This is a genomic window from Ensifer sesbaniae (genome assembly GCF_013283665.1).
Taxonomy (GTDB): Bacteria; Pseudomonadota; Alphaproteobacteria; order Rhizobiales; family Rhizobiaceae; genus Ensifer; species Ensifer sesbaniae.
In genome coordinates, this window is the sequence record NZ_JABEKU010000001.1 from 352,951 (window position 1) to 374,736 (window position 21,786).

General features: G+C 63.9%; 20 protein-coding genes and 1 other RNA gene. 15 read left to right on the forward strand and 6 right to left on the reverse strand.

Translation table 11 applies throughout. From position 1 onward, the window contains the following. The first annotated feature begins 57 nt into the window (after window positions 1-57). The gene (locus BHMPCIPO_RS01630) at window positions 58-195 is read left to right on the forward strand and encodes a DUF1127 domain-containing protein (RefSeq protein ID WP_173515153.1); all 138 of its coding nucleotides are present in this window, start codon (window positions 58-60) and stop codon (window positions 193-195) included. Window positions 196-310: 115 nt separating this feature from the next. Here BHMPCIPO_RS01630 and BHMPCIPO_RS01635 read toward each other — a convergent pair whose 3' ends face one another. From BHMPCIPO_RS01635 to BHMPCIPO_RS01650, 4 genes are all read right to left on the reverse strand, one after another. After that, the gene (locus BHMPCIPO_RS01635; protein ID WP_173515154.1) at window positions 311-679 is read right to left on the reverse strand and encodes a VOC family protein; all 369 of its coding nucleotides are present in this window, start codon (window positions 677-679) and stop codon (window positions 311-313) included. Window positions 680-755: 76 nt separating this feature from the next. Next, window positions 756-1,463 (reverse strand): helix-turn-helix transcriptional regulator, encoded by a 708-nt coding sequence (locus tag BHMPCIPO_RS01640; RefSeq protein WP_173515155.1) that lies wholly within the window; start codon window positions 1,461-1,463, stop codon window positions 756-758. Between the two features lie 32 nt (window positions 1,464-1,495). Then, window positions 1,496-2,476, reverse strand: a complete 981-nt coding sequence (nudC, locus tag BHMPCIPO_RS01645; protein ID WP_173515156.1) for an NAD(+) diphosphatase — start codon at window positions 2,474-2,476, stop codon at window positions 1,496-1,498. A 2-nt stretch (window positions 2,477-2,478) separates the two neighbouring features. Further along, on the reverse strand, window positions 2,479-2,928 hold the full coding sequence (locus BHMPCIPO_RS01650; RefSeq protein WP_173515157.1) for an HIT domain-containing protein: 450 nt from the start codon (window positions 2,926-2,928) through the stop codon (window positions 2,479-2,481). A 64-nt stretch (window positions 2,929-2,992) separates the two neighbouring features. Here BHMPCIPO_RS01650 and ffs point away from each other — a divergent pair. The 3 genes from ffs (at window position 2,993) to BHMPCIPO_RS01665 (ending at window position 5,367) form a co-directional block, all read left to right on the forward strand. Continuing rightward, window positions 2,993-3,090: signal recognition particle sRNA small type (gene ffs / locus BHMPCIPO_RS01655), an RNA gene on the forward strand. A gap of 45 nt (window positions 3,091-3,135) precedes the next feature. Then, window positions 3,136-5,004: a DNA polymerase III subunit gamma/tau gene (locus tag BHMPCIPO_RS01660; protein ID WP_173515158.1), complete on the forward strand. Its 1,869-nt coding sequence runs from the start codon at window positions 3,136-3,138 to the stop codon at window positions 5,002-5,004. Window positions 5,005-5,043: 39 nt separating this feature from the next. After that, window positions 5,044-5,367: a YbaB/EbfC family nucleoid-associated protein gene (locus BHMPCIPO_RS01665; RefSeq protein WP_173515159.1), complete on the forward strand. Its 324-nt coding sequence runs from the start codon at window positions 5,044-5,046 to the stop codon at window positions 5,365-5,367. Between the two features lie 64 nt (window positions 5,368-5,431). Here the strand turns inward: BHMPCIPO_RS01665 and BHMPCIPO_RS01670 are convergent, their stop codons facing one another. Continuing rightward, window positions 5,432-7,258 (reverse strand): patatin-like phospholipase domain-containing protein, encoded by a 1,827-nt coding sequence (locus tag BHMPCIPO_RS01670; protein ID WP_173515160.1) that lies wholly within the window; start codon window positions 7,256-7,258, stop codon window positions 5,432-5,434. Window positions 7,259-7,509: 251 nt separating this feature from the next. Between BHMPCIPO_RS01670 and recR the strand changes: the two genes are divergently transcribed. Together recR and BHMPCIPO_RS01680 are read left to right on the forward strand one after the other, a co-directional pair. After that, a complete protein-coding gene (gene recR, locus BHMPCIPO_RS01675; protein ID WP_173515161.1) occupies window positions 7,510-8,115 on the forward strand; it encodes a recombination mediator RecR in 606 nt (201 codons plus the stop codon). Between the two features lie 214 nt (window positions 8,116-8,329). Further along, window positions 8,330-9,595 (forward strand): lytic murein transglycosylase, encoded by a 1,266-nt coding sequence (locus BHMPCIPO_RS01680; protein ID WP_173515162.1) that lies wholly within the window; start codon window positions 8,330-8,332, stop codon window positions 9,593-9,595. A 103-nt stretch (window positions 9,596-9,698) separates the two neighbouring features. Here the strand turns inward: BHMPCIPO_RS01680 and BHMPCIPO_RS01685 are convergent, their stop codons facing one another. Next, window positions 9,699-11,333: an MFS transporter gene (locus BHMPCIPO_RS01685; RefSeq protein ID WP_173515163.1), complete on the reverse strand. Its 1,635-nt coding sequence runs from the start codon at window positions 11,331-11,333 to the stop codon at window positions 9,699-9,701. A gap of 272 nt (window positions 11,334-11,605) precedes the next feature. Between BHMPCIPO_RS01685 and rimP the strand changes: the two genes are divergently transcribed. From rimP to rpsO, 9 genes are all read left to right on the forward strand, one after another. Beyond that, a complete protein-coding gene (rimP, locus tag BHMPCIPO_RS01690; protein WP_173515164.1) occupies window positions 11,606-12,226 on the forward strand; it encodes a ribosome maturation factor RimP in 621 nt (206 codons plus the stop codon). Window positions 12,227-12,272: 46 nt separating this feature from the next. Then, entirely contained in the window at window positions 12,273-13,892 is a 1,620-nt protein-coding gene (nusA, locus tag BHMPCIPO_RS01695; protein WP_173515165.1) for a transcription termination factor NusA, read from the forward strand. 5 nt (window positions 13,893-13,897) lie between these two features. Continuing rightward, window positions 13,898-14,590: an RNA-binding protein gene (locus BHMPCIPO_RS01700; protein ID WP_173515166.1), complete on the forward strand. Its 693-nt coding sequence runs from the start codon at window positions 13,898-13,900 to the stop codon at window positions 14,588-14,590. 105 nt (window positions 14,591-14,695) lie between these two features. Continuing rightward, window positions 14,696-17,383, forward strand: a complete 2,688-nt coding sequence (gene infB, locus BHMPCIPO_RS01705; RefSeq protein ID WP_173515167.1) for a translation initiation factor IF-2 — start codon at window positions 14,696-14,698, stop codon at window positions 17,381-17,383. Between the two features lie 72 nt (window positions 17,384-17,455). Continuing rightward, a complete protein-coding gene (gene rbfA, locus BHMPCIPO_RS01710) occupies window positions 17,456-17,863 on the forward strand; it encodes a 30S ribosome-binding factor RbfA (protein ID WP_173515168.1) in 408 nt (135 codons plus the stop codon). 8 nt (window positions 17,864-17,871) lie between these two features. Next, complete coding sequence (gene truB, locus BHMPCIPO_RS01715) at window positions 17,872-18,807, forward strand: tRNA pseudouridine(55) synthase TruB (RefSeq protein ID WP_173515169.1); 936 nt, start codon at window positions 17,872-17,874, stop codon at window positions 18,805-18,807. Window positions 18,808-18,992: 185 nt separating this feature from the next. Then, complete coding sequence (locus BHMPCIPO_RS01720; RefSeq protein ID WP_173515170.1) at window positions 18,993-20,702, forward strand: sensor histidine kinase; 1,710 nt, start codon at window positions 18,993-18,995, stop codon at window positions 20,700-20,702. A gap of 25 nt (window positions 20,703-20,727) precedes the next feature. Continuing rightward, window positions 20,728-21,075 (forward strand): SH3 domain-containing protein, encoded by a 348-nt coding sequence (locus BHMPCIPO_RS01725; protein ID WP_173515171.1) that lies wholly within the window; start codon window positions 20,728-20,730, stop codon window positions 21,073-21,075. Between the two features lie 169 nt (window positions 21,076-21,244). Then, complete coding sequence (gene rpsO / locus BHMPCIPO_RS01730) at window positions 21,245-21,514, forward strand: 30S ribosomal protein S15 (RefSeq protein WP_173515172.1); 270 nt, start codon at window positions 21,245-21,247, stop codon at window positions 21,512-21,514. The last annotated feature ends 272 nt before the right edge of the window (window positions 21,515-21,786 follow it).

Here is a 21,786-nt window from a genome sequence, read left to right on the forward strand (position 1 = left end):
TACACAAAATTTAGGCAAATGCCTATCTGACGTCCGTTCAAGTAAGGAGTGTAAAAGATGAAGATCCGTCAGAAGATCATGGAATATGCGAAGACCCGCCGTGCGATCCGCGAGCTGAATGCTCTCGACGACCATGCACTGAGCGATATCGGTCTGTCCCGTTCGCAGATCCACGCCGCCGTCTACGGCCGCTAATCCGTACCATTCGCGCATCCCGCCGCACTTCAAAAATGCTGCAGCCACCCTTGCACATCTCGCGAGATGTCCGGCGCTGCAGCGGTCGGCGGGATGCGCGCCGCTGCCTTCCCCGTCACGAATCGTAGAGGCAGACGCGCAGCCGGTGACCGTCCGGATCGAGCGCGACGAAAGTCGGACCGAAATCCATCTCGGTCAATTCCTGAGCAATCTGCAGCCCTTCCGCTTTCCATTTGTCGTAATGCGCGCGCATCGCGCCCTCGTCCTCCACCATGAAAGCCAGTTCCGATCGATGGCCAGATGCCGTCGGCTCCGGCGCGACCGTGTGTTCGGCCCAAAGCCCGAGCGTGAAGCCGCCGGGGAGTTCGAAGGACGAAAAGGTCTGGTAGGCGACGCGCGGTTCTTGTTCGAGGATCTTGCGATAGAACTCGACGCTTGCCAGCGGGTCCTTGACATAAAGTACGATGAGATTTGCCTTGGCCATGCTCTGCCTCCTTGTTGCGGGAGTTGCAGGCTAGGGTCGGCCGCTGCCAACTTATGTCAGTATCGTGCAGCGCGCATCAGGAGCCGATCGTCCGTCGGTTCGAGGCGGCAATATTCTGGCTGGCACGCCAGTCCTTCATCAGCACCTGGCGGCGGCGGGGGTAGCGTGCCTCGGTGACCGTCATCCGGCGCATGCGGTCGGCGCGGAAGTGTCGGAAGTCCAGGCGGAGTTCACACCAGGCCATGACCATGCGGACATTTTCGAAGAAGCCGAGCGCAAAAGGCCAGATCGTCCGCTCCGTTTCGCTGCCATCGTTGTCGACGTAGCTGAGTTCCACCTTGCGTTCGTTGCGGATCGCCCGCCTGAGCGCGGCGATGTCGACGCCGTTGGTGGCCGGCGGGCTCGGCCCGACGAGCAGGGTGGAACTGTCCAGCTCGTCGCGAAGCTCGGCCGGAAGCACCGCGGCGATCTTGGCGAGCGCGTTCGCTGCGGCACCCGCGAGGTCGTCGTCGGTGCGCTTGGAGACCCAGCGCGATCCGAGCACCAGTGCCTCGATTTCCTCCGCCGAGAACATCATCGGCGGCAGCATGAAGCCGGGTTTCAGCACATATCCGAGCCCCGGCTCGCCCTCGATATGGGCGCCCTGGGCCTGCAGGCTTGCGATGTCGCGATAGAGCGTTCTGAGGCTGACGCCGGTTTCCTCCGCCAGCTTCTGGCCGCTCACCGGCTGGCGGTAGCGCCTCAGCACCTGCAGAAGATCGAGCAACCGTTCGGAGCGGGACAAGCCGAGCGCCTCCTATCGCCATCCTGACGCCATCACGCCCGCTCGCCCCAGGCGAGCCAGTCGCGCATCAACTGATGCGCAATCGCACCCTTCGGCGGCGGAATATGCTCGTCGCCGGTATCGGCAACGCCGGTCGAGCGTTCGAGCATCGCGATCGTTTCCTCGCGGGTGAACCAGCGCACGTCCTCCAGCTCCTGCTCGTCCCGCTTGATGACGGTCGATTTCGCCTCGGCATAGCAGCCGATCATCAACGTGTGCGGCATCGGCCAGGGCTGCGAGGCATGGTAGCGCACCCGGCCGATATGGATGCCGGATTCCTCGTGCGTTTCGCGCCGCACCGCGTTTTCGATCGTCTCGCCGGGCTCGACGAAGCCGGCGAGGCAGGAATACATGCCCGGCGCGAAATGCGGGCTGCGGCCGAGCAGGCAGAGATCGCGTTCGAGGTCGATCGTCATCATGATGACGACCGGGTCCGTCCGCGGGAAGACCATATGGCCGCAGGCGGTGCAGACCCGGCGGTAACCGCCGGCCTTGCCTTCCATCGGGCCGGCGCAGCGGCCGCAGAAGCGGTTGTTGGCGTTCCAGGTAATCAGGCTCGAGGCCTGCGCGAACTGCCCGAGCAATTCCTCCGGCAGCATCTGCTGGCGGTAGAGCGTGCGGCCGTCGGCAATCTTGAAGGGCTCGCCGATCGTCTCTTCGGTGAGGCCGGTCGACACCGCAAGCCGTGGCTCGCCGTTCGGCAGGTAGCCGAGCAGGATCGTCTCGTCGAGCACCGGCTCGAGCCCTTCGAGTTCGTAAGGGGCGAACAGCGGATCGATGATCTTCTCGTCGTGCTTGACGATCAGCTTCGGTCCCGAGAAGGCCAGGAAATGGGCGCCCGGGTGCTTGAGCGCCACTTCGACGCAATCGTCGGCGCGGTGCTCGGACTGGCGGTCCAGGTGGTTTTCGGAAAAGGCGACGAGGGTGCTTGGCTCCGGATGTGGGCTACGAAGGTCAAAGATCGATTTCGTCATGTTCAGAGGTTTTCCAGAATGCGCGCTGCGAAGGCCTGATGTTCTTTCTCGTCCCACGGCTCCGACTTGCCGAAGCCCCAGACTGGCCCCGGCCAGTTCGGGTCGCCGTCGTTGCGGGCAATGATATGCACATGTAGCTGCCGGACGATATTGCCCAAGGCGCCGATATTGATCTTTTCGGCGCCGGTGACCTTCTTGAGGGCGGTTGCCGCCGTCGTCGTCTCGAAGGTCAGCATCGTCTGGTCGAGCGGGGTCAGGTCGAAAATTTCCGAAATGCCTTCACGCTGCGGAATGAGCACGAGCCAGGGCCAGCGGCGGTCGTTCATCAGCCGCATCTGGCAAAGGCCGATCGAGGCGATCGGGATGCCGTCGCGTTCGAGCCGGTCGTCAAGGGTGAAGGTCGCCAACGCATTCTCCTCGGGCAAACACAACGGATTCGCCTTGTTTTGCATATCGATATCAGTTTTTTGATGGCTTGGCTTGCATTTGCTTTCGATATTGCCGATATGGAAGCCGGGAGGTTGGTGGTGGACGAGCCACTCGCCAACCGGGTCAGGTCCGGAAGGAAGCAGCCCTAACGAGCCCCGGCACGGGTCATCGTGCCAGCCTCCCACCTTTTCCGTCCTGTCGGGACAAGAGTTCGAACAGCGGCAGGGTCGATGAGCGACGACACGTCCATTTCATCCGTTGAGAAACCGGCCGCCTACCGTGTTCTGGCGCGCAAGTACCGCCCCAAGGATTTCTCCGACCTGATGGTCGGCCAGGAGCCGATGGTGCGCACGCTCACCAACGCTTTTGAAACGGGGCGCATCGCGCAGGCCTACATGCTGACCGGGGTGCGCGGGGTCGGCAAGACCACCACCGCCCGCATCCTCGCCCGCGCGCTGAACTACAAGACATCGGACACCGACAGGCCGACGATCGACCTGCGTGTGCCGGGCGAGCATTGCCAGGCGATCATGGACGGCCGCCATGTCGACGTCATCGAAATGGACGCCGCCTCGCACACCGGTATCGATGACATCAGAGAGATCATCGAGCAGGTGCGCTACCGCCCGGTTTCGGCGCGCTACAAGGTCTACATCATCGACGAAGTGCACATGCTCTCAACCCAGGCCTTCAACGGCCTGTTGAAGACACTCGAAGAGCCGCCGGAGCATGTGAAGTTCATCTTCGCCACCACCGAAATCCGAAAAGTCCCGATCACGGTCCTGTCGCGCTGCCAGCGCTTCGACCTGCGCCGCATCAGCGCCTCCGATCTCGTCGGCCTGTTTTCGACGATCCTCGGCAAGGAAGGCGTTTCCTTCGATCCCGAGGCGCTCGCGATGGTGGCGCGTGCCGCCGAGGGCTCGGCGCGCGACGGCCTGTCGCTGCTCGACCAGGCGATTGCGCACGGCGGCGGCGCGGTCGAGGTCGAGACCGTGCGCTCCATGCTCGGCCTAGCCGATCGCGCCCGTATCGTCGATCTCTTCGACCATATCGTCAAAGGCGACGCTGCTGCGGCGCTTCAGGAATTCACCGCACAGTATGAGGCCGGCGCCAATCCGACGGTCGTGCTGACCGACCTTGCCGATTTCACCCACCTCGTGACGCGCATGAAATACGTGCCGGATGCGGTCAACGATCAGTCGCTGAGCGAGATCGAACGCACCCGCGGCGCCGTCTTCGCCGAAAGCGTCGCCGTTACGGCGCTCTCGCGCATCTGGCAGATGCTTCTGAAGGGCATCCCGGAAGCCGAAAGTTCGTCGCGCCCGGCGGGTGCGGCCGAAATGGTGCTGATCCGGTTGGCGCATGCCGCACATCTGCCGGCGCCGGAAGAGGCTGCGCGGCGTCTGCTCGAGCTTTCCGGTGGCGAAGGCGGCGGTGCCCGCCCGGGACCGGCCGGCGGCAGTGGCGGCGGAGCGCAGGCCTCGGCCTCAGGCCCGGTTTCGGCGCAGGCCAGCCAGGCGATGCCGGCGCAGCGCCCGACGAGCAATGGCGCGACGATGCTGCGCGCCGTGCCGGATGCGGCATCTGAGCCGATCACGGTCGGCCGTATCGAGGAACGGCCGATGGCCGTTGCGGCCGCCAAGCCCCAGCCGTCGGTGCCGGTCAATTCGATCGCGGATATCGCCGAGCTTTGTGCCAAGAACCGCGACATCAAGCTGAAGACGCTGGTGCGCGGCTTCCTGCGGCTCGTGCATATCGAGCCCGGTCGTCTCGACGTCAACGTCTCCGACGACGCGCCGAAGACGCTGCTCGGCGAGGTGGCCGTCAAGCTCAAGGAATGGACCGGCATCCATTGGATCGTCAGCTACAGCCGCGAGCCGGGCGAGCCGACGTTGATCGAGGCCGAGCAGCGGGCGCAGGAGCAGCGCGTCAACGACGCGCGCCAGGATCCGGACGTTGCCGCAATTCTTGCCCGGTTCCCGGGCGCAAAGATCACCGACGTGCGCATTCGCACGGTCGAGGAAGAGGCCGAGAGCGTTGCTCCGGCGACAGCCGAATCCGCCGATGGCGATATCGTCCCTGGCGACGACATCGAATAGTCCCGTCTGCGAGTAGAAACAGAACAACAGGAGACGACGATGCGCGACATCATGGGGATGATGGGCAAGGTCAAGGAAATGCAGGCCAAGATGGAGAAGATGCAGGCGGAGATCGCCGCAATCGAAGTCGACGGCACTTCCGGCGGTGGTCTGGTGACCGTTCGCCTCGACGGCAAGGGCACCCTCAAGAGCCTGAAGATCGACCCCTCGCTCTTCAAGGAAGATGATGTCGAGATCCTCGAAGACCTGGTCGTTGCCGCCCACAAGGACGCCAAGGACAAGGCCGAAGCCCTCCAGGCGGAAAAGACCCGCGAGCTGACCGCCGGCCTACCGATCCCGCCCGGCATGAAGCTGCCGTTCTGATCGATTCCAACGGCTTCGAGCGGGATGCGGGAAGAAAACCGCACTCACTTTTTCCTCGTCCCGTTCATGGATCAGGGCTCGGCGGAGTGTCCGGTCGTGGCGGGTTCGCGCCGCGCGGATTGGTATCCATGCTGGCGGTAATCCTGAGGTCCACCTTCTGGCTCGATGCCGGCGGGATCGGACGCCGGTCGAGTTCGGCGCCGAGCGCTGCGAGCTTCCGGGTGAGTTCATCAAGCGCCACGCGATCGGCCTTCGAGACTCCGACGAGGCCGGTCGGATCGTATTCGGTAAGGATCGCCGGATAGTCGATCCTGTGCTCCGTCGCCGGCTCCATGTAGCGATTGGAGAGCTTGCGCAACTGCTCGGCGAGCGTCGGCAGCATCGTCATCGCCCGGCGCCATCGGTGTTCGTTGAAGTCGAAATTCGTCAGCACCACGGCGCCTGCCTTGTCGCCGAGCCTGCTCAAGAAATTCACCGTCTCCGCATTCATGTCGAGGTTGAGACCGCCTTCCTTGGCGTCATCGAGCCTCACTTCGACGATCCGTTCGCTGTAGCCATGCAACTGGCTTTGCAACGTGTCCTGCCAGTTACGGGCCGTGTCGAGGATCGCGCCGACGAAAGCGAAGAGCCCCTCGATCGGATAGACCGGCGTTGCCTTGCCCTCGGCGGTCCGCCGCGGCAGGTGAACGCGGCTGCCGCCCGAACCATCCTCGTCCTCTCCGTGGCGCCTCGCATCGTAGCTGGTGAGCGAGATGCCGAAGGTCGGCCGACCGGGCAGCAGTCCGTCGAACATGTGGATCGGAAAGTTGCTGGTGATGCCACCATCCGAGAACAGGCAGCGGATATGGGTCGACGGGTCGCGCCGGGTGGCCGCCCGGAGCGAATAGTCGAAGCGATGGAGCGGCACGGCGCGGATCAACCCTGGGAAGCTGAGGCTCATGCGGGCGATGATCGCCACCGGCAGCTTGCTTGCCGGCGGCAATTGGTAGAAATCCCGCGTTCCGTCCGCGGCGGCGATGTCCCGGGGTTTGCTCTCCTTGATGAGGTAGCTCATCACGGACGGGGGAAACAGCTTCTCGAATTCCGACCTACGGTAATTGTGCACCCGATCGCCGAAGGGCAGTTCATAAGGGCGGCGCGAGGAGAGGTCGGTCGTGACGCTCTTCAGCGTGATGTCGTAGCGTTCGAGGTCGCCAATGGTCAGAGGTCGGGCTTCCCCGTCCGGCCGCACGGAGCCGGCAATCGCTTCGATCCGTTCGGTGATCCAGTTGGTGAAGGCCGGCTTGTCGCTGCCCGGTTGCGTCAGGCCACTGCAGAGGCCGAAGTCATTGGCCGGCAGCACGACGGCGACCGCGCGATAGAGTTGGTAGGCGAGCTGTGCGATCGCGCCGATGAGCGCGATGAGCACCCCGAGAATGCCGAGCGCGAGGTTGGCGGCTGCGACGCCTGCGACGAATAGCGCGAGACCGGGAAGGACGGCGAGCAGCAGCGACAGATGAAACACCTTGACAGCCTCGAGGGCCACGGCCGCTGCCTTGCTCCGTTTCGTCCGTACCATCGCCATGCCGATGTGAAACAGCGGCGCAGTTTCCGGCGACGGCTGGAAGAAGGTGGGGAGGTTGGCGGCAAGCTCCGCCGGCATCGCATCGATGAGCGCGAAGCCGGCGTTCTTTTCCTCGGGCGCGGCCGCGCTCTGGCGCCGGTATTCGGCGGCGGCCGTCATGACAGCGGCGATGGCGCCGGCGGACGTGCCGCCGATATGCATGAAGCGATAGCGCGTCGCGAGCTCAGTGATCGCGCGGGGAAAGACGACTCCTGATGTGATGCCACCTTTCATGATCAGGTCGCATTCATCGCTCGGCGCGGCATAGCGGAAAGGCGTATCGGTCATCGTAGCCTCCATCTGCTGCCATCAACAATAGATTGTACCAGGCCCGAGTGCACGCCGATTCGTGGTTTCTGACCCGCCGACCGAAAGAGGGCACTGGCCTTGCGTCCCTTCCTCAAAGGGCCGCCTGGCCGTGCGTCTGCACGAGCGCGGCAACGATCGCCGGTGATCGCTGCACGCTGGGGCTGCTGGCATCGCATCACCACACTGCGAAGACGATTCCGTTCGCACGCGATATGAGCTAAAAGCGCGGCATGGCAAAACGAGTCACCGGCCCCGAAATCGAAAAACTGATCCAGCTGCTGGCAAAGGTCCCGGGGCTCGGGCCGCGTTCGGCCCGGCGCGCCGCCCTCCATCTCGTCAAGAAGAAGGACCAGTTGCTGGGCCCGCTCGCCGATGCGATGGGCGAGGCGCACCGCAAGGTCCGGATCTGCTCCTGCTGCGGCAATGTCGATACGATCGATCCCTGCACCGTCTGCTCCGACGAGCGTCGCGACCGGTCGGTAATCATCGTCGTCGAGGACGTGTCCGATCTCTGGGCACTGGAACGTGCGGGGGCGATGAATGCCGCCTACCATGTGCTCGGCGGCACGCTTTCGCCGCTCGACGGCGTCGGCCCTGACGATCTCAACATCAAGGGGCTCGTTCAGCGCGTCGCCAATGGCGGCGTTCGCGAACTGATCATCGCCGTCAATGCGACGGTCGAGGGTCAGACCACGGCGCACTACATCACCGACCAGCTCGAGGGCATGGAAGTGAAGATCACCCGGCTCGCCCATGGCGTACCTGTCGGCGGCGAGCTCGATTATCTCGACGAAGGCACGCTGGCGGCAGCACTTCGCGCCCGCACGTCGATCTGAAGGGATGCAGATGCGTTTGGAATCTCTTGTTCGCTCACTTTTTGCCAGTCGTGCACGAGCCGCCACCCCCCTCTGCCCTGCCGGGCATCTCCTCCACAGGGGGGGAGATCAGGTTGGAGCGAGCGCTCAATTCGACAACGTGGGTTCCACAGACGCGAGTCTTCCCGCAAACCAAAGCGGTTGCCGTCCGTCAATCTCCCCCCTTGTGGGGGAGATGCCCGGCAGGGCAGAGGGGGGTAAGCGCCCCGCGCGCCTCGTCGCGGCCGTCGCCGCGTTCCTTGCCCTTTGCCTTCCCGCTCACGCCGTCACCAAGGCGGATGTTGAAGCTCAATTCCGCACCTGGCTGCAGAACGACCTCTGGCCGGAAGCGAAGCAGGCAGGCATTTCCGCCGGCTCGTTCAAGGCGGCGTTTTCCGAGGTGAAGCTCAATTGGGATCTGCCGGATCTGGCGCCGCCCGGTTTTCCGAAGCCGAAGGAGCAGAAGCAGAGCCAAGCGGAGTTCTCCTCGCCCGGCAGCTACTTTTCGGAAAAGCGCCTGCAGGGTCTCGCGGCGACCGGCCGCAGCCTTGCCTCCACCCATGCCTCGACCCTGAAGAAGATCGAGCGCACCTATGGCGTCCCGGCCTCGGTGGTCGTGGCGATCTGGGGCCGCGAATCCGGCTTCGGTCGTGCCAAGATCCCCTATCCGGTCGTCGATGTCTTGGCGACCAAGGCCTTCATGTCGACGCGGCCCGACCTCTTCCGGCGTGAACTGATCGCGGCGCTGCATATTCTCGATAGCGGCGACGTCGACGAGGCCGCAATGCGCGGCTCCTGGGCCGGCGCCATGGGCCAGCCGCAGTTCATGCCGTCGAGCTTCCTGCAATATGCCGTCGATTTCGACGGCGACGGTCGCCGCGACATCTGGAATTCGGTGCCGGACAGCCTGGCCTCGATCGCCAACTATCTCGTCAAGAAGGGCTGGCAGCGCGGCCGGGACTGGGGTTTTGAAGTGTCGATCCCCGAAGCCGTTTCCTGCGCGCAGGAAGGGCCGGACCTTGCCCGGCCGATCTCGGACTGGGCCGACAAGGGCATCACGCGGATCTCCGGCAAGGGGTTCCCGTCGCACGAGCTTTCGGCATCCTCGATGATGCTGGTGCCGGCAGGCCGGCACGGGCCGGAATTCATCGTCACGCCGAACTTCTACGTGCTCAAGGAGTACAACAACTCCGACCTCTACGCGCTGTTCATCGGCAACCTCGCCGACCGCATAGCCACCGGCGGCGGAGCCTTCCGTGGCAATTGGGGCGACGTCGGCAACATGCTGCGCTCGGACGTTCTCGCCATGCAGAAGGCGCTCGTTGCCAAGGGATATGATGTCGGCAAGGTCGACGGTCTTCCCGGCTACAAGACCCGTCGTTCGCTCGGCGACTGGCAGGCGAAGAGCGGCCTTGCCGCGACCTGCTTCCCCGATGCTTCGCTGAAGTCGAAGCTGCGCTAAGTCATTCCAGCCGCGGAACTGCCGCCGACACGAAAGAGGCCCTGCGTCGCAAGGCCTCTTTCTCTTGTCTCCGTCGATCTCGTTGCAGGCGCTGGCGAACCTGTCAGTGCATATCGACATTGACCTGGCGCTTGTAGCGCTCGTAGTGGGTCGGCACGATTGTCTGGCGCTCGATCATCCGGTGAACCCGCGGTGGTGCCGCGCCGCTGTGCAGCGCCGTCAGCTTGTCGCCGACGGCGGCGTCGGCCTGGGTGCGGCGCTGGTTGTGGCGCACATATTCGACCCAGGTCGGCACGTGGTAGGTCTCGGTCCAGGTGGTCGGGTTTTCGAGGTCGCGCATCAGCGCCCAATGTCCCGCGCCGTCACGGATGCGGATACGCCGGCGTTCCGCCATGGTCGTCAGGAATTCCGGGATGTCGTCATCGGCAATCTCGTAGTCGATCATGATGACGATCGGGCCGCTGCGCGGCTTCAGATCCAGCTCGAGCGGCGGCTCCATGAAGCGGTTGAGTGGATCGAGGTTCAGCGAAGTGAATTCCGGTAACGGCAGCCGGAAGCCGACCACGACGCCAGCGAACATCAGCAGGCAGGAGCCCATCAGCGCGTTGGCGGCGCCGTATTGTTCGGCGGTCGTGCCCCAGAGCCAGCTGCCGCCGGCAATGCCGCCGAAGGTCATCGTCTGGTAGAGCGACAGTGCCCGGCCGACGACCCAGCGCGGCGTCGAAAGCTGCACGGTGGTGTTGAAGAGCGACAGCGCCAGCACCCAGCAGGCACCGGAGACGAGCAGCACGAGACAGCTCAGCCACGCATAGGTGCTGATCGCCGTGATCACGGCGCTGGCGGCAAAACCGGTGAAGGCGATGCGTACGATCGCTTCGCTCGTGAGCTTCTCTCGCAGGCGCGCGCTGAGCAGCGCCCCGCCGATCGCGCCGAGGCCGAAGGCGCCGAGCATCAGGCCGTAGGTGAACGGCCCGCCTTGAACGAGGTCGCGAGCGACGAGCGGCAGGAGTGCGAGGATCGCGCTTGCCGACAGGCCGAAGAGGAAGCCGCGCAGCAGCACCTTGCCGATGTTGGGCGACATGGCGACATAGCGCAGGCCCGCGGATATGGCGCGGCCCAGCGTCTCGCGCGGCAGGGTGTTGGCCGGTACCTCCCGTCGCCAGCGCAGCAGCGCGAAAAGGATCGCGAAATAGCTGAGCGTGTTGGCGAAGAAGGCGGCCGCAGCACCGGCCGCGGCGACGATCGCGCCACCGATGGCGGGGCCGACGCTGCGGGTGATGTTGAAGCCCATGCTGTTCAGCGCCACGGCCGCCGGCAGATCGTCACGCGGGACCATGTCGCCGACCGAGGCCTGCCAGGATGGGTTGTTGAGCGCCGTGCCGCAGCCGATGAGGAAGGTGAAGAGCAAAAGCAGCCAGGGCGTGATCAGCCCGACATAGGCACAGATCGTCAGGAGCGCCGAGACGAACAGCATGAAACATTGCGCCACCAGCATGATCCGCCGCCGATCGAAATTGTCGGCAAGCGCGCCCGAGACGAGCGAGAAGAGCATGATCGGCAGCGAGGTCGATGCCTGCACCAGCGCCACCATGTTCGCCGATGAGGAGATCGAGGTCATCAGCCAGGCGGCGCCGACCGATTGGATGAGGCCGCCGAAGTTGGATGCGAGGCTCGCAATCCAGATTGCGCGGAAGATGTCGTGCTTGAAGGGTGCAAGCGGCGAAATACGGTGGGGCACCTCGTCGTCTCTCTTGTCCTTGATTGTCGTCTCGAAGCAGTTCGATTCCTGTTATAGGCCGGAGGACGCGAAGTGCCACCCGCTGAAACTGACCTTGTTGTCGACGATCTTTGGCTGCGCGCGGATCGAGGCATTTGGAACCGACGGCCCAACGCCTTGCAATTTGCGGCGATGAAGCGTATATGAGCCTCAAATTCTTGATCGGTAGATGAAGAGTGGGCCCGTCAGGACCCGCTCTTTTTTATTAGCCGGTCCGATGAGGAGATGATCGTTTGTCCGATACGACAACGGCTGAAAATGCAAATGAACCGCGCCTGATTACCGAAACCGGTCTCGACCAGCGCATTGCCGATATCATCGAGCCGGTCATCGTGCCGATGGGCTACCGCCTGGTGCGCGTGCGCATGTCCGGCCAGAACGGGCTGACGCTGCAGATCATGGCCGAGCGCAACGACGGCACCATGACCGTCGAGGACTGCGAAGAGATCTCCAAGGCCATTTCGCCGGTGCTCGATGTGGAAGATCCGATCGACAAGGCGTATCATCTCGAAGTGTCGTCGCCGGGCATCGACCGCCCGATGGTGCGCAAGTCCGACTTCTTCCGCTGGCAGGGTCACCTGTTGAAATGCGAGACGTCGGTTCTGGTCGATGGCCGCAAGCGGTTCCGCGGCAAGATCGTTTCCGTCGACGACGATGGTTTCCGGCTCGAGCGCGACCAGCCCGCGTACGGCGAGGAACCTGTCGTCGTCATCCCGTTCACCACGCTTTCCGAAGCGCGGCTGATCCTGACCGACGATCTGATCCGCGATGCGCTGACGGCCGACAAGAAGGCGAAGGCTGCGCGCGCCGCGAACGAGAATTTCGAAGACGAAGATTCACCTATTGAGGAATAAGTCGGGCGGAGCGTGAAGCCCCCTGCAACCCAAACGGAGACAAGACATGGCAGTCAGTGCTAACCGGCTCGAGCTTCTGCAGATCGCGGATGCCGTCGCGCGTGAAAAGGTGATCGACCGCGAGATCGTTCTGGCCGCAATGGCCGATGCGATCCAGAAGGCCGCCCGCTCGCGCTATGGGTCGGAATCGAACATCCGCGCCGACATCAACTCGAAGACCGGTGAAATCCGCCTGCAGCGACTCCTGGAAGTCGTCGAGAAGGCTGACGACTATTCCACTCAGATTCCGCTCGAGCTTGCTCGCGATCGCAATCCGGATGCCAAGCTCGGCGATTTCATCGCCGATCCGCTGCCGCCGATGGACTTCGGCCGTATCGCCGCCCAGTCGGCCAAGCAGGTCATCGTGCAGAAGGTCCGTGAAGCCGAGCGTGATCGCCAGTACGACGAGTTCAAGGATCGCGTCGGCGAAATCGTCAACGGCACGGTCAAGCGCGTCGAATACGGCAACGTCATCGTCGACCTCGGTCGTGGCGAAGGCATCATCCGCCGCGACGAGATGATCCCGCGCGAAAATATGCGCTACGGCGACCGCGTCCGCGCCTTCGTCTACGACGTTCGCCGCGAGCAGCGCGGCCCGCAGATCTTCCTGTCACGTACCCATCCGCAGTTCATGGTGAAGCTCTTCACCATGGAAGTGCCCGAGATCTACGACGGCATCATCCAGATCAAGTCGGTTGCCCGTGATCCGGGTTCGCGCGCCAAGATCGCGGTGGTCTCGAACGACTCGTCGATCGACCCGGTCGGCGCCTGCGTCGGTATGCGCGGCTCGCGCGTTCAGGCGGTCGTCGGCGAACTGCAGGGCGAAAAGATCGACATCATTCCGTGGTCGCAGGATCCGGCGTCGTTCATCGTCAATGCGCTGCAGCCGGCGGAAGTGGCCAAGGTCGTTCTCGACGAAGATGCCGAGCGCATCGAAGTGGTCGTTCCGGACGAGCAGCTTTCGCTCGCCATCGGCCGTCGCGGCCAGAACGTTCGCCTCGCGTCGCAGCTGACCGGCTGGGACATCGACATCCTCACCGAGCAGGAAGAGAGCGAGCGTCGCCAGAAGGAATTCACCGAGCGCACCAACCTCTTCATGGAAGCGCTCGACGTTGACGAAATGGTCGGCCAGGTTCTGGCTTCCGAAGGCTTTGCCGCCGTCGAGGAGCTTGCCTATGTCGATCTCGACGAAATCTCGTCGATCGACGGCTTCGACGAGGAGACCGCAACCGAAATCCAGACCCGTGCGCGCGAGTACCTCGACAAGCTCGAAGCGGAAATGGATGCCAAGCGCAGGGAGCTCGGCGTTGCCGACGAACTGCGCTCGATCGACGGCCTGACGAGCCAGATGCTCGTTGCGCTGGGCGAGGAAGGCATCAAGACGATCGAGGACTTTGCCGGTTGCGCCGCCGACGATCTCGTCGGCTGGAGCGAGCGCAAGGACGGCGAGACCAAGCGCTTCGAGGGCACTTTCTCGAAGTTCGACGTTTCGCGCGCCGAGGCCGAAGCCATGATCGTTCAGGCCCGTCTGGCGGCCGGCTGGATCACGGAAGAGGATCTGGCAAGCGATGAGGCCGAAGGCGAAGAGCCGATCGACGTTGCCGAAGGCGCCGAGCAGGACGCCTAAGGACGATGATCGCCTCTGATGATGCCGACGCCCTGCCCTCGGATAGGGGGCCGAAGGATCGGAACGGCAGCACGCGGACCTGCATCGTCACCCGTGAAAGCGGTTCGCCCGACGAACTGATCCGCTTCGTTGCCGGGCCCGACGGTCGCGTCGTTCCCGATCTGAAGCGGCAGCTTCCGGGACGCGGCTGCTGGGTGAAGGCCGAGCGGGCGCTCGTCGAAAAGGCGGTGGCGAAGAAGTTCTTCGCCCGCGCCCTGAAGGCGGACGTCAAGGCCGACGCGACGCTTGCCGACGAGGTCGACCGGCTGCTCGCCGAGCAGTTGGCCGGCATGATGAACATGGCGCGCAAGGCCGCCCAGTTCATCTCCGGCGCGACGAAGACGGAGCAGGCCGTGCGCGGACTTGCGGCGCTTGCCGTGTTCCATGCGGCCGATGCTGCGGCCGACGGCGTGCGCAAGATAGACCAGGCCCGCAAGGCGATGAGCTTCGTGGCCGACGACGAAACAGAAATACCTTCGTTCCGTCCCTTCACCGGGGCGGAAATGGAGGGCCTTTTGGGAAGTAATGCTTTTATCCATGCCGCAGCGCTTGCAGGGCAGGCGGGTGAGGGTGTAGTGAAGCGCGCAATCATGCTCGAAAAGTACCGAGGATCCGTCCCGGTCCGGGCCGAAGGCGGCGCTGGCAAGCCACAGCAATGACGCGCGTCACCGGCGAGTGCCGGCATCGCGGGTATTGTTTGAGACAAATTGGAAGACGGGGTCGGGTGATACGCATCCGGGCCTGATCGCTAGGAACGGAACGGAATGACCGACGACAAAGACGACAAGACCATCAGCGTAGCAGGCAAGAAGACGCTGACCCTGAAGCCCCATGGGGTTCAGCAGGGAACGGTGCGTCAGGACATGGGCCGCGGCCGCACCAAAGCGGTCGTGGTCGAGACCAGAAAGCGCCCGACTTCTTTCAATCGGCACAAGGACGAGCGCCCGATCACGCCCGTGAGCGCGGCTCCTGCCGCACGTCCGGCAGAGCAGCGCCCTCAGCAGCCGCAGCCTTCGGGCCGTCCGGCGCCGCAGCCGCAGGCACATCAGCCGCGCCAGGAGCAGAACCGCCCGCGCGTCGGCGTCGTCCTGAACGATCTCTCCGCCGGTGAGATGGAGGCCCGTCGTCGCGCCCTGGCCGAAGCCCAGATCCGCGATGCCGAGGAAGCCAAGCGCCGCGCCGAGGACGAAGCCCGCCGCAAGCGCGAGGAAGAAGAACGGATCCTTCGCGAGAAGGAAGAGGCCGAGCGCCGCGCCGCCGAAGAAGCTGCGCGCGCCGTTGCCGAGAAGCCAGCCGAACCGGTCGCGGAGCGCCCGGCTGCTGCCGCGGTCGCGGCACCGGCGCCCGCCGCCGAGCGTCGCCCCGACAATCGTCCGCAATCGCCGCGTCCGGCACCGGCTGCCGCACCGCAGGCACCTGCGGGCGTTGCCGCCCGTGGTCGCCGCAGCGATGACGAAGACGATGATCGCGGCTCGCGCAGCAATGCCGGCCCGGCGCGCGGCAAGGTCGTGCGTCCTGAACCGGCCAAGGTTCCGGCCCGCCCGAAGGGCGACGACGGCCGCCGCCAGGGCAAGCTGACGCTGACGGCTGCGGTCGACGAGGACGGCGGCCAGCGCAGCCGTTCGCTGTCGGCCATGCGTCGCCGCCAGGAGAAGTTCAAGCGCAGCCAGATGCAGGAGACCCGCGAGAAGATCTCGCGCGAAGTCATCCTGCCGGAGACCATCACCATTCAGGAACTGTCGCAGCGCATGTCCGAACGCGCCGTCGACGTCATCAAGTACCTGATGAAGGAAGGTCAGATGATGAAGCCCGGCGATCTGATCGACGCCGATATGGCAGAACTCATCGCCGGTGAATTCGGCCACACGGTCAAGCGCGTTTCGGAATCCGACGTCGAAGAGGGCATCTTCAACGTTTCGGATGCGGAAGAGGAGATGCTGCCGCGTCCGCCGATCGTTACGATCATGGGTCACGTCGACCACGGCAAGACCTCGCTGCTCGATGCGATCCGCCATGCCAACGTGGTGGCCGGCGAAGCCGGTGGCATCACCCAGCACATCGGCGCCTACCAGGTCGAGCAGAACGGCAACAAGATCACCTTCATCGACACCCCCGGCCACGCGGCGTTCACCGCCATGCGTGCCCGCGGTGCCCAGGCGACCGATATCGCGATCCTGGTGGTTGCCGCTGACGACAGCGTGATGCCGCAGACGATCGAATCGATCAACCATGCCAAGGCGGCTGGCGTTCCGATCATCGTGGCGATCAACAAGATCGACAAGCCGACGGCGAATGCGCAGAAGGTTCGCACCGAACTGCTGCAGCACGAAGTCTTCGTCGAATCCATGGGCGGTGAAGTTCTCGACGTGGAAGTGTCCGCGAAGAACGGCACCAACCTCGACAAGCTCCTGGAAGCGATCCTGCTTCAGGCCGAAATTCTCGACCTCAAGGCCAATCCGAACCGGACGGCCGAAGGTACGGTGGTCGAAGCCGAGCTTGATCGTGGCCGCGGTGCGGTTGCGACCGTCCTCGTCCAGAAGGGCACGCTGAAGCCCGGCCAGATCATCGTTGCCGGTGATCAGTGGGGCCGTGTGCGCGCGCTCGTCAATGACAAGGGCGAACACGTCAAGGAAGCTGGTCCGTCGATGCCGGTCGAGGTTCTCGGCCTTTCGGGCACGCCGGCTGCCGGTGACAAGTTCGCCGTCGTCGAAAACGAAGGCCGCGCCCGCGAGATCTCCGAATACCGCCAGCGGCTTGCCCGCGAGAAGGCGGTTGCTCGCCAGTCCGGCTCGCGCGGTTCGCTCGAGCAGATGATGAGCCAGCTCCAGACCTCTGGTCTGAAGGAGTTCCCGCTGGTCATCAAGGGCGACGTGCAGGGTTCGATCGAAGCGATCGCCGGTGCTCTCGAAAAGCTCGGAACCGACGAAGTGCGTGCGCGCATCGTGCATTCGGGTGCCGGTGGTATCACCGAGTCCGACATCTCGCTCGCCGAAGCGTCGGATGCCGCGATCATCGGCTTCAACGTCCGCGCCAACGCGCAGGCCCGTTCGGCCGCCGAGCGTGCCGGCATCGAGATCCGCTACTACAACATCATCTACGATCTGGTGGATGACGTGAAGGCGGCGATGTCGGGTCTGCTCTCGCCGGAGCGTCGCGAAACCTTCCTCGGCAACGCCGAGATCCTGGAGGTGTTCAACATCACCAAGGTCGGCAAGGTCGCGGGCTGCCGCGTCACCGAAGGCAAGGTCGAGCGTGGCGTCGGCGTCCGTCTGGTTCGCGACAACGTCGTTATCCACGAAGGCAAGCTCAAGACCCTCAAGCGCTTCAAGGACGAGGTCTCGGAAGTCAACGTCGGTCAGGAATGCGGCATGGCCTTCGAGAACTACGAAGACATCCGCGCCGGCGATACGATCGAGTGCTTCCGCGTCGAGCACATCACGCGGACGCTTTAAGATCCGTCCGATTAGAGATTATGCGGGCGCCGGGTTATCCTTCGGCGCTCGCATTTTTTTGAGGTACCGTCCATGAGCAAAGCCACATCCTCTGCCCCCTCCCAGCGCATGCTGCGCGTCGGTGAACAGGTGCGTGCCGCCATTACCCAGGTTCTGCAACGTGGCGAGGTCCGCGATCCCGTGATCGAAAAGACCGTCATCGCGATCTCGGAAGTGCGCATGTCGCCCGACCTGAAGATCGCCACGGCCTATGTCACGCCGCTCGGCGTGCCCAATCATGCCGAAGTCATCGAGGCGCTCAACCGCAATGCCAAGTACATTCGCGGCCGCCTCGGCCCGCAGCTTCGGCAGATGAAATACATGCCCGACGTTCGTTTCCGCGACGATACGAGCTTCGACAACTACAAGAAGATCGACGCCCTCCTGCGCTCGCCGGAAGTCAGCCGCGATCTCGACCAGACCAGCGAAGACGAAGAATAGTAGATTTCATGTCCAAACCGCGTAAGCCCAAGGGCCGCCCGATTTCGGGCTGGCTGATCCTCGACAAGCCGCTCGACTTCGGCTCCACCGAAGCCGTCTCGAAGATCAAGTGGCTGTTCAAGGCCCAGAAGGCCGGCCATGCCGGCACGCTCGACCCGTTGGCCTCCGGCATGCTGCCGATCGCGCTCGGTGATGCGACGAAGACCGTCCCCTACGTGATGGACGGACGCAAGATCTACGAATTCACCGTTGCCTGGGGCGAGGAACGCTCGACCGACGATCTCGAAGGCGAGGTCACGCACTCGTCGAGCGAACGGCCGAACGAAGAGGCGATCCGCGCGCTGCTGCCGAAGTATACCGGCGTCATCAGCCAGGTGCCGCCGCAATTCTCGGCGATCAAGATCGACGGCGAGCGCGCCTACGATCTCGCCCGCGACGGCGAGACGGTCGAGATCCCGGCCCGCGAGGTCGAGGTACACCGCCTGACGCTCCTGGGGGCCACCCCCAATCTCGCGCATTTCGAAATCGAATGCGGCAAGGGCACCTATGTGCGCTCGCTCGCCCGCGACATGGGGCGCGACCTCGGCTGTTTCGGCCATATCGCCTCGTTGCGCCGCACCTTCGTCGCGCCGTTTGGCGAAGAGGATATGGTGCCGCTCGCCGATCTGGTGGCGCTGGAAAAAATCGAGAGCGACGAGGACCGCCTTGCTGCGCTCGACGCGTATCTGATCGAAACCGGCGAAGCGCTTTCCAACCTGCCGCATGTCGCCGTCAACGACGATCAGGCGCATCGCCTGAGAATGGGCAACCCGATCATTCTGCGCGGCCGCGATGCCCCGCTTGCGACGCCTGAAGCCTATGCGACGGCACGCGGCAAGCTGGTTGCCATCGGCGAGATCGCCGAGGGCGAGTTCCGGCCGAAGCGTGTTTTCGCCACCGGCTAAACGCCCGGAAGCGTTTGCCTTTGCCCCATCCTTGACGCATGATCCCCGGCATGGGCTTCTAATCCATCCGAGGTGATTCCGTTTCCTTGCCGTGCTCCAGACCCGAATGGCGATCACGCCGCCTTCGACAGCGTCCGCCGAACGCGGCTGTGCCCGCTGGCTCGCAATGAAGACGGACGGCTGAGGTGACGGGCGTGTCGGAAGAAGGAAAACGAAGGACGGCGAATGGCCTGTCGGCGATCGTCGATCTCCTTCGTCATCGCCTGACCCGGCCTTTCAGCTTTTACCTGACGTCGCTGCTCCTGGTAGCCATCGTTCCGGCCTTCATTTTTTCGCTCGTGGTGCTGAAGCGCAGCGTCGATCAGCAGGAGCAGGTGATCACGGCGCTGCTGCAGGCCTCGACCGGGTCGGTCACCCGTATCGTCGAGCGTGACATCGAAGGCATGCTGACCACGCTGAAGGTGCTGTCGACATCACAAGAAATCGAAGACGGCAACATGGAGGCCTTCTACGGCAGGGCCTCGACCGCGCTTGCCGAGACGGATTCCTACCTGATCGTCATAGATCGCAAGCACAACCAGTTGCTCAACACGCGCGTGCCTTTCGGCGCACAGCTCAACAAGGCCTCGGATCCGGACTCCGTCGAGCGCGCCTTCACCAACAGTGGTGCGCCACTCGTCTCCAACGTCTTCTTCGGCCAGACCGCGGGAAAATGGGTGTTCAACGTTTACCTGCCGGCGAAGTTGTCGACCGGCGAGGAATATGTGCTGACGTTGACGCAAAACGCCGAGAACATGGCCAAGGCCGTTAACCGCGATACGCTCTCCCCCGGCTGGAATGCGGCGCTGGTCGATAGCGCGGGCAAGGTCATCATCTCGTCGGACGCAGCCGTGAAGGCCGGCGAACCGTTCTTCCTCGACACGGTGCCGGCGATCAGCATTGGCGTCAGCAATATCAAGGAAAACGGCACGGAATATCGCGTCGCGACCGAGTTCTCCGTCGTCACCGGATGGCGGATCATTGCCTGGGCACCGAGCGCAACCGTCGATGCGCCGGCCGTCTGGTCGTTTCTCTGGCTGTCGCTCGGCGGCATCATTTTCGCCGGCATCGCGATCGCCGGCTCGCTGGCGATCGCGCGGCTGTTGTCGCAGGGCGTCAAGCTGGTGGCGCAGGATGCGCGCCGTCTCGGCGCCGGCGAGCGGATCGAATCCCGGCCGCACATGATATCCGAGGTCGAGCAGGTCTCGACGGCGCTGGCACGCGCCGCCGCGGCGCGCAGCAAGGCGGAAAACGAGATCCGCTTCCTCATGCGCGAAGTGGCCCACCGCTCGAAGAACCAGTTGACCGTCATCCAGTCCATGCTGAACCAATCGGTCTATTCGGCCGAGAGTGCCGCCGACTTCGCCGAATCCTTCCGCAAGCGTATTGCCGGGCTTGCGCGCTCGACGGACCTGATGATTGCAAATGCGGCGCAAGGCGTCGATTTCCGCGAGCTCGCCCAGAACCAATTGCAGCCGTTCACGCCCGACGATCCGAAACGCCTGATCCTTTCCGGCCCCGCCCTGAGGCTCGACACGCAGATCTCCCAGACGCTCGGCATGGCCCTGCACGAACTTGCGACGAATGCCACCAAATACGGTGCGCTTGCCAACACCACCGGGGTCGTCAAGCTGAGCTGGTCGCTGGAGGACGACGGCATTGCCATTCGCTGGCGGGAGGAGGGCGCGGATCTCGCGGGCAAGCCTTTGGATCCGGTCCGCAAGGGCTTCGGGACCTTGGTATTGGAGCGCATGCTCGGCATGGCGCTGAACGCCGCCCTGGAGCGGATAATGCATGCCGACGGCATTGAGTGGCGGATCACCATTCCCCGCGACGAGAAGGAAGAAGAGGCATGAAGGCAAACGGAGGAGAGCGCTCGCGATGAAACCGTCTTTCGGTCGTCTGTTGGTGCTGGCCGTAATCCCGGTGCTCCTCCTGTCAACGGGTGGGCCGGCGCGCGGTATAGAAATCGCTTGCACCGTCGCGGACCCGACCGGGACGCCGCTCAACATCCGCGACGCGCCGAACGGTCGGGTCGTGATGACGTTGTCGAACGGAACGAGGGTGAAGAGGACCGGAGAGCGCAATCTCGGAGGCAAGCGCTGGTCTCTGGTCGCCAACGAGGCCGGCGCGCTTGGCTGGGCTTTCTCCGCCTATCTCGATTGCGTTTCGGTCAATCGCGACCCGCAGAAATCCGCACCGATGCGACCGCGCCCGACGAGCAACTGATGCGTCCTGCCGGCCTCCAGGAGGGCCGGCTCATGACCCTTTCCTTTTTCATCCATTTCGTTTATAGGCACGCCAGCAAAAGGCGCATGCCAGTTGCGTTCACGGCCGCAGCTGGACGACATCCCGGCTGAAGGCGTCCCGAAATCCTCGAAATCGAAAGGATCATCCGATGTCGATTACTGCAGAGCGTAAGGCTCAGCTCATCAAGGAATTTGCAACCGTCGAAGGCGATACCGGTTCCCCGGAAGTCCAGGTTGCTATCCTGACCGAACGGATCAACAACCTGACCGAACACTTCAAGGGCCACAAGAAGGATAACCATTCCCGCCGTGGTCTGCTCGCGATGGTTTCCAGCCGTCGTTCGCTCCTCGACTATCTGAAGAAGAAAGACGAAGCGCGCTACAGCAAGCTGATCGGTGCCCTGGGCATCCGTCGCTAAGCGACTTGTCCGGCGGGTCATTGCGGCCCGCCGGCTTTTTTATGGAGCGGTGCACGCTCGACGAATGAACTCTCCGGCCGCCCAGGAAGCGTGGCTTCAGGAGAGAATCCAGCGAACCGGATGGGCCGGTTTCGCGGATCAACCGATGGCCCGTCATGGGGCAGGATTGCAGGATGCTTCGGCCCTGCTTGCCGGAACGCCGCTGATGAGCGGTCCGGCGAAGCGGAAACAAGCCGATTTCAAGCGTGAAGCCTCCCGTTGTCTTGCCCGTG

What these genes read in the sequence shown, in the direction of transcription:
- BHMPCIPO_RS01630 (WP_173515153.1), top strand. Translation starts at nt 58, where the DNA reads ATGAAGATCCGTCAGAAGATCATGGAATATGCGAAGACCCGCCGTGCG.
- BHMPCIPO_RS01635 (WP_173515154.1), bottom strand. Translation starts at nt 679, where the DNA reads ATGGCCAAGGCAAATCTCATCGTACTTTATGTCAAGGACCCGCTGGCA.
- nudC (WP_173515156.1), bottom strand. Translation starts at nt 2,476, where the DNA reads ATGACGAAATCGATCTTTGACCTTCGTAGCCCACATCCGGAGCCAAGC.
- BHMPCIPO_RS01650 (WP_173515157.1), bottom strand. Translation starts at nt 2,928, where the DNA reads ATGCAAAACAAGGCGAATCCGTTGTGTTTGCCCGAGGAGAATGCGTTG.
- BHMPCIPO_RS01660 (WP_173515158.1), top strand. Translation starts at nt 3,136, where the DNA reads ATGAGCGACGACACGTCCATTTCATCCGTTGAGAAACCGGCCGCCTAC.
- BHMPCIPO_RS01665 (WP_173515159.1), top strand. Translation starts at nt 5,044, where the DNA reads ATGCGCGACATCATGGGGATGATGGGCAAGGTCAAGGAAATGCAGGCC.
- BHMPCIPO_RS01670 (WP_173515160.1), bottom strand. Translation starts at nt 7,258, where the DNA reads ATGACCGATACGCCTTTCCGCTATGCCGCGCCGAGCGATGAATGCGAC.
- recR (WP_173515161.1), top strand. Translation starts at nt 7,510, where the DNA reads ATGGCAAAACGAGTCACCGGCCCCGAAATCGAAAAACTGATCCAGCTG.
- BHMPCIPO_RS01680 (WP_173515162.1), top strand. Translation starts at nt 8,330, where the DNA reads ATGCCCGGCAGGGCAGAGGGGGGTAAGCGCCCCGCGCGCCTCGTCGCG.
- nusA (WP_173515165.1), top strand. Translation starts at nt 12,273, where the DNA reads ATGGCAGTCAGTGCTAACCGGCTCGAGCTTCTGCAGATCGCGGATGCC.
- BHMPCIPO_RS01700 (WP_173515166.1), top strand. Translation starts at nt 13,898, where the DNA reads ATGATCGCCTCTGATGATGCCGACGCCCTGCCCTCGGATAGGGGGCCG.
- infB (WP_173515167.1), top strand. Translation starts at nt 14,696, where the DNA reads ATGACCGACGACAAAGACGACAAGACCATCAGCGTAGCAGGCAAGAAG.
- rbfA (WP_173515168.1), top strand. Translation starts at nt 17,456, where the DNA reads ATGAGCAAAGCCACATCCTCTGCCCCCTCCCAGCGCATGCTGCGCGTC.
- truB (WP_173515169.1), top strand. Translation starts at nt 17,872, where the DNA reads ATGTCCAAACCGCGTAAGCCCAAGGGCCGCCCGATTTCGGGCTGGCTG.
- BHMPCIPO_RS01725 (WP_173515171.1), top strand. Translation starts at nt 20,728, where the DNA reads ATGAAACCGTCTTTCGGTCGTCTGTTGGTGCTGGCCGTAATCCCGGTG.
- rpsO (WP_173515172.1), top strand. Translation starts at nt 21,245, where the DNA reads ATGTCGATTACTGCAGAGCGTAAGGCTCAGCTCATCAAGGAATTTGCA.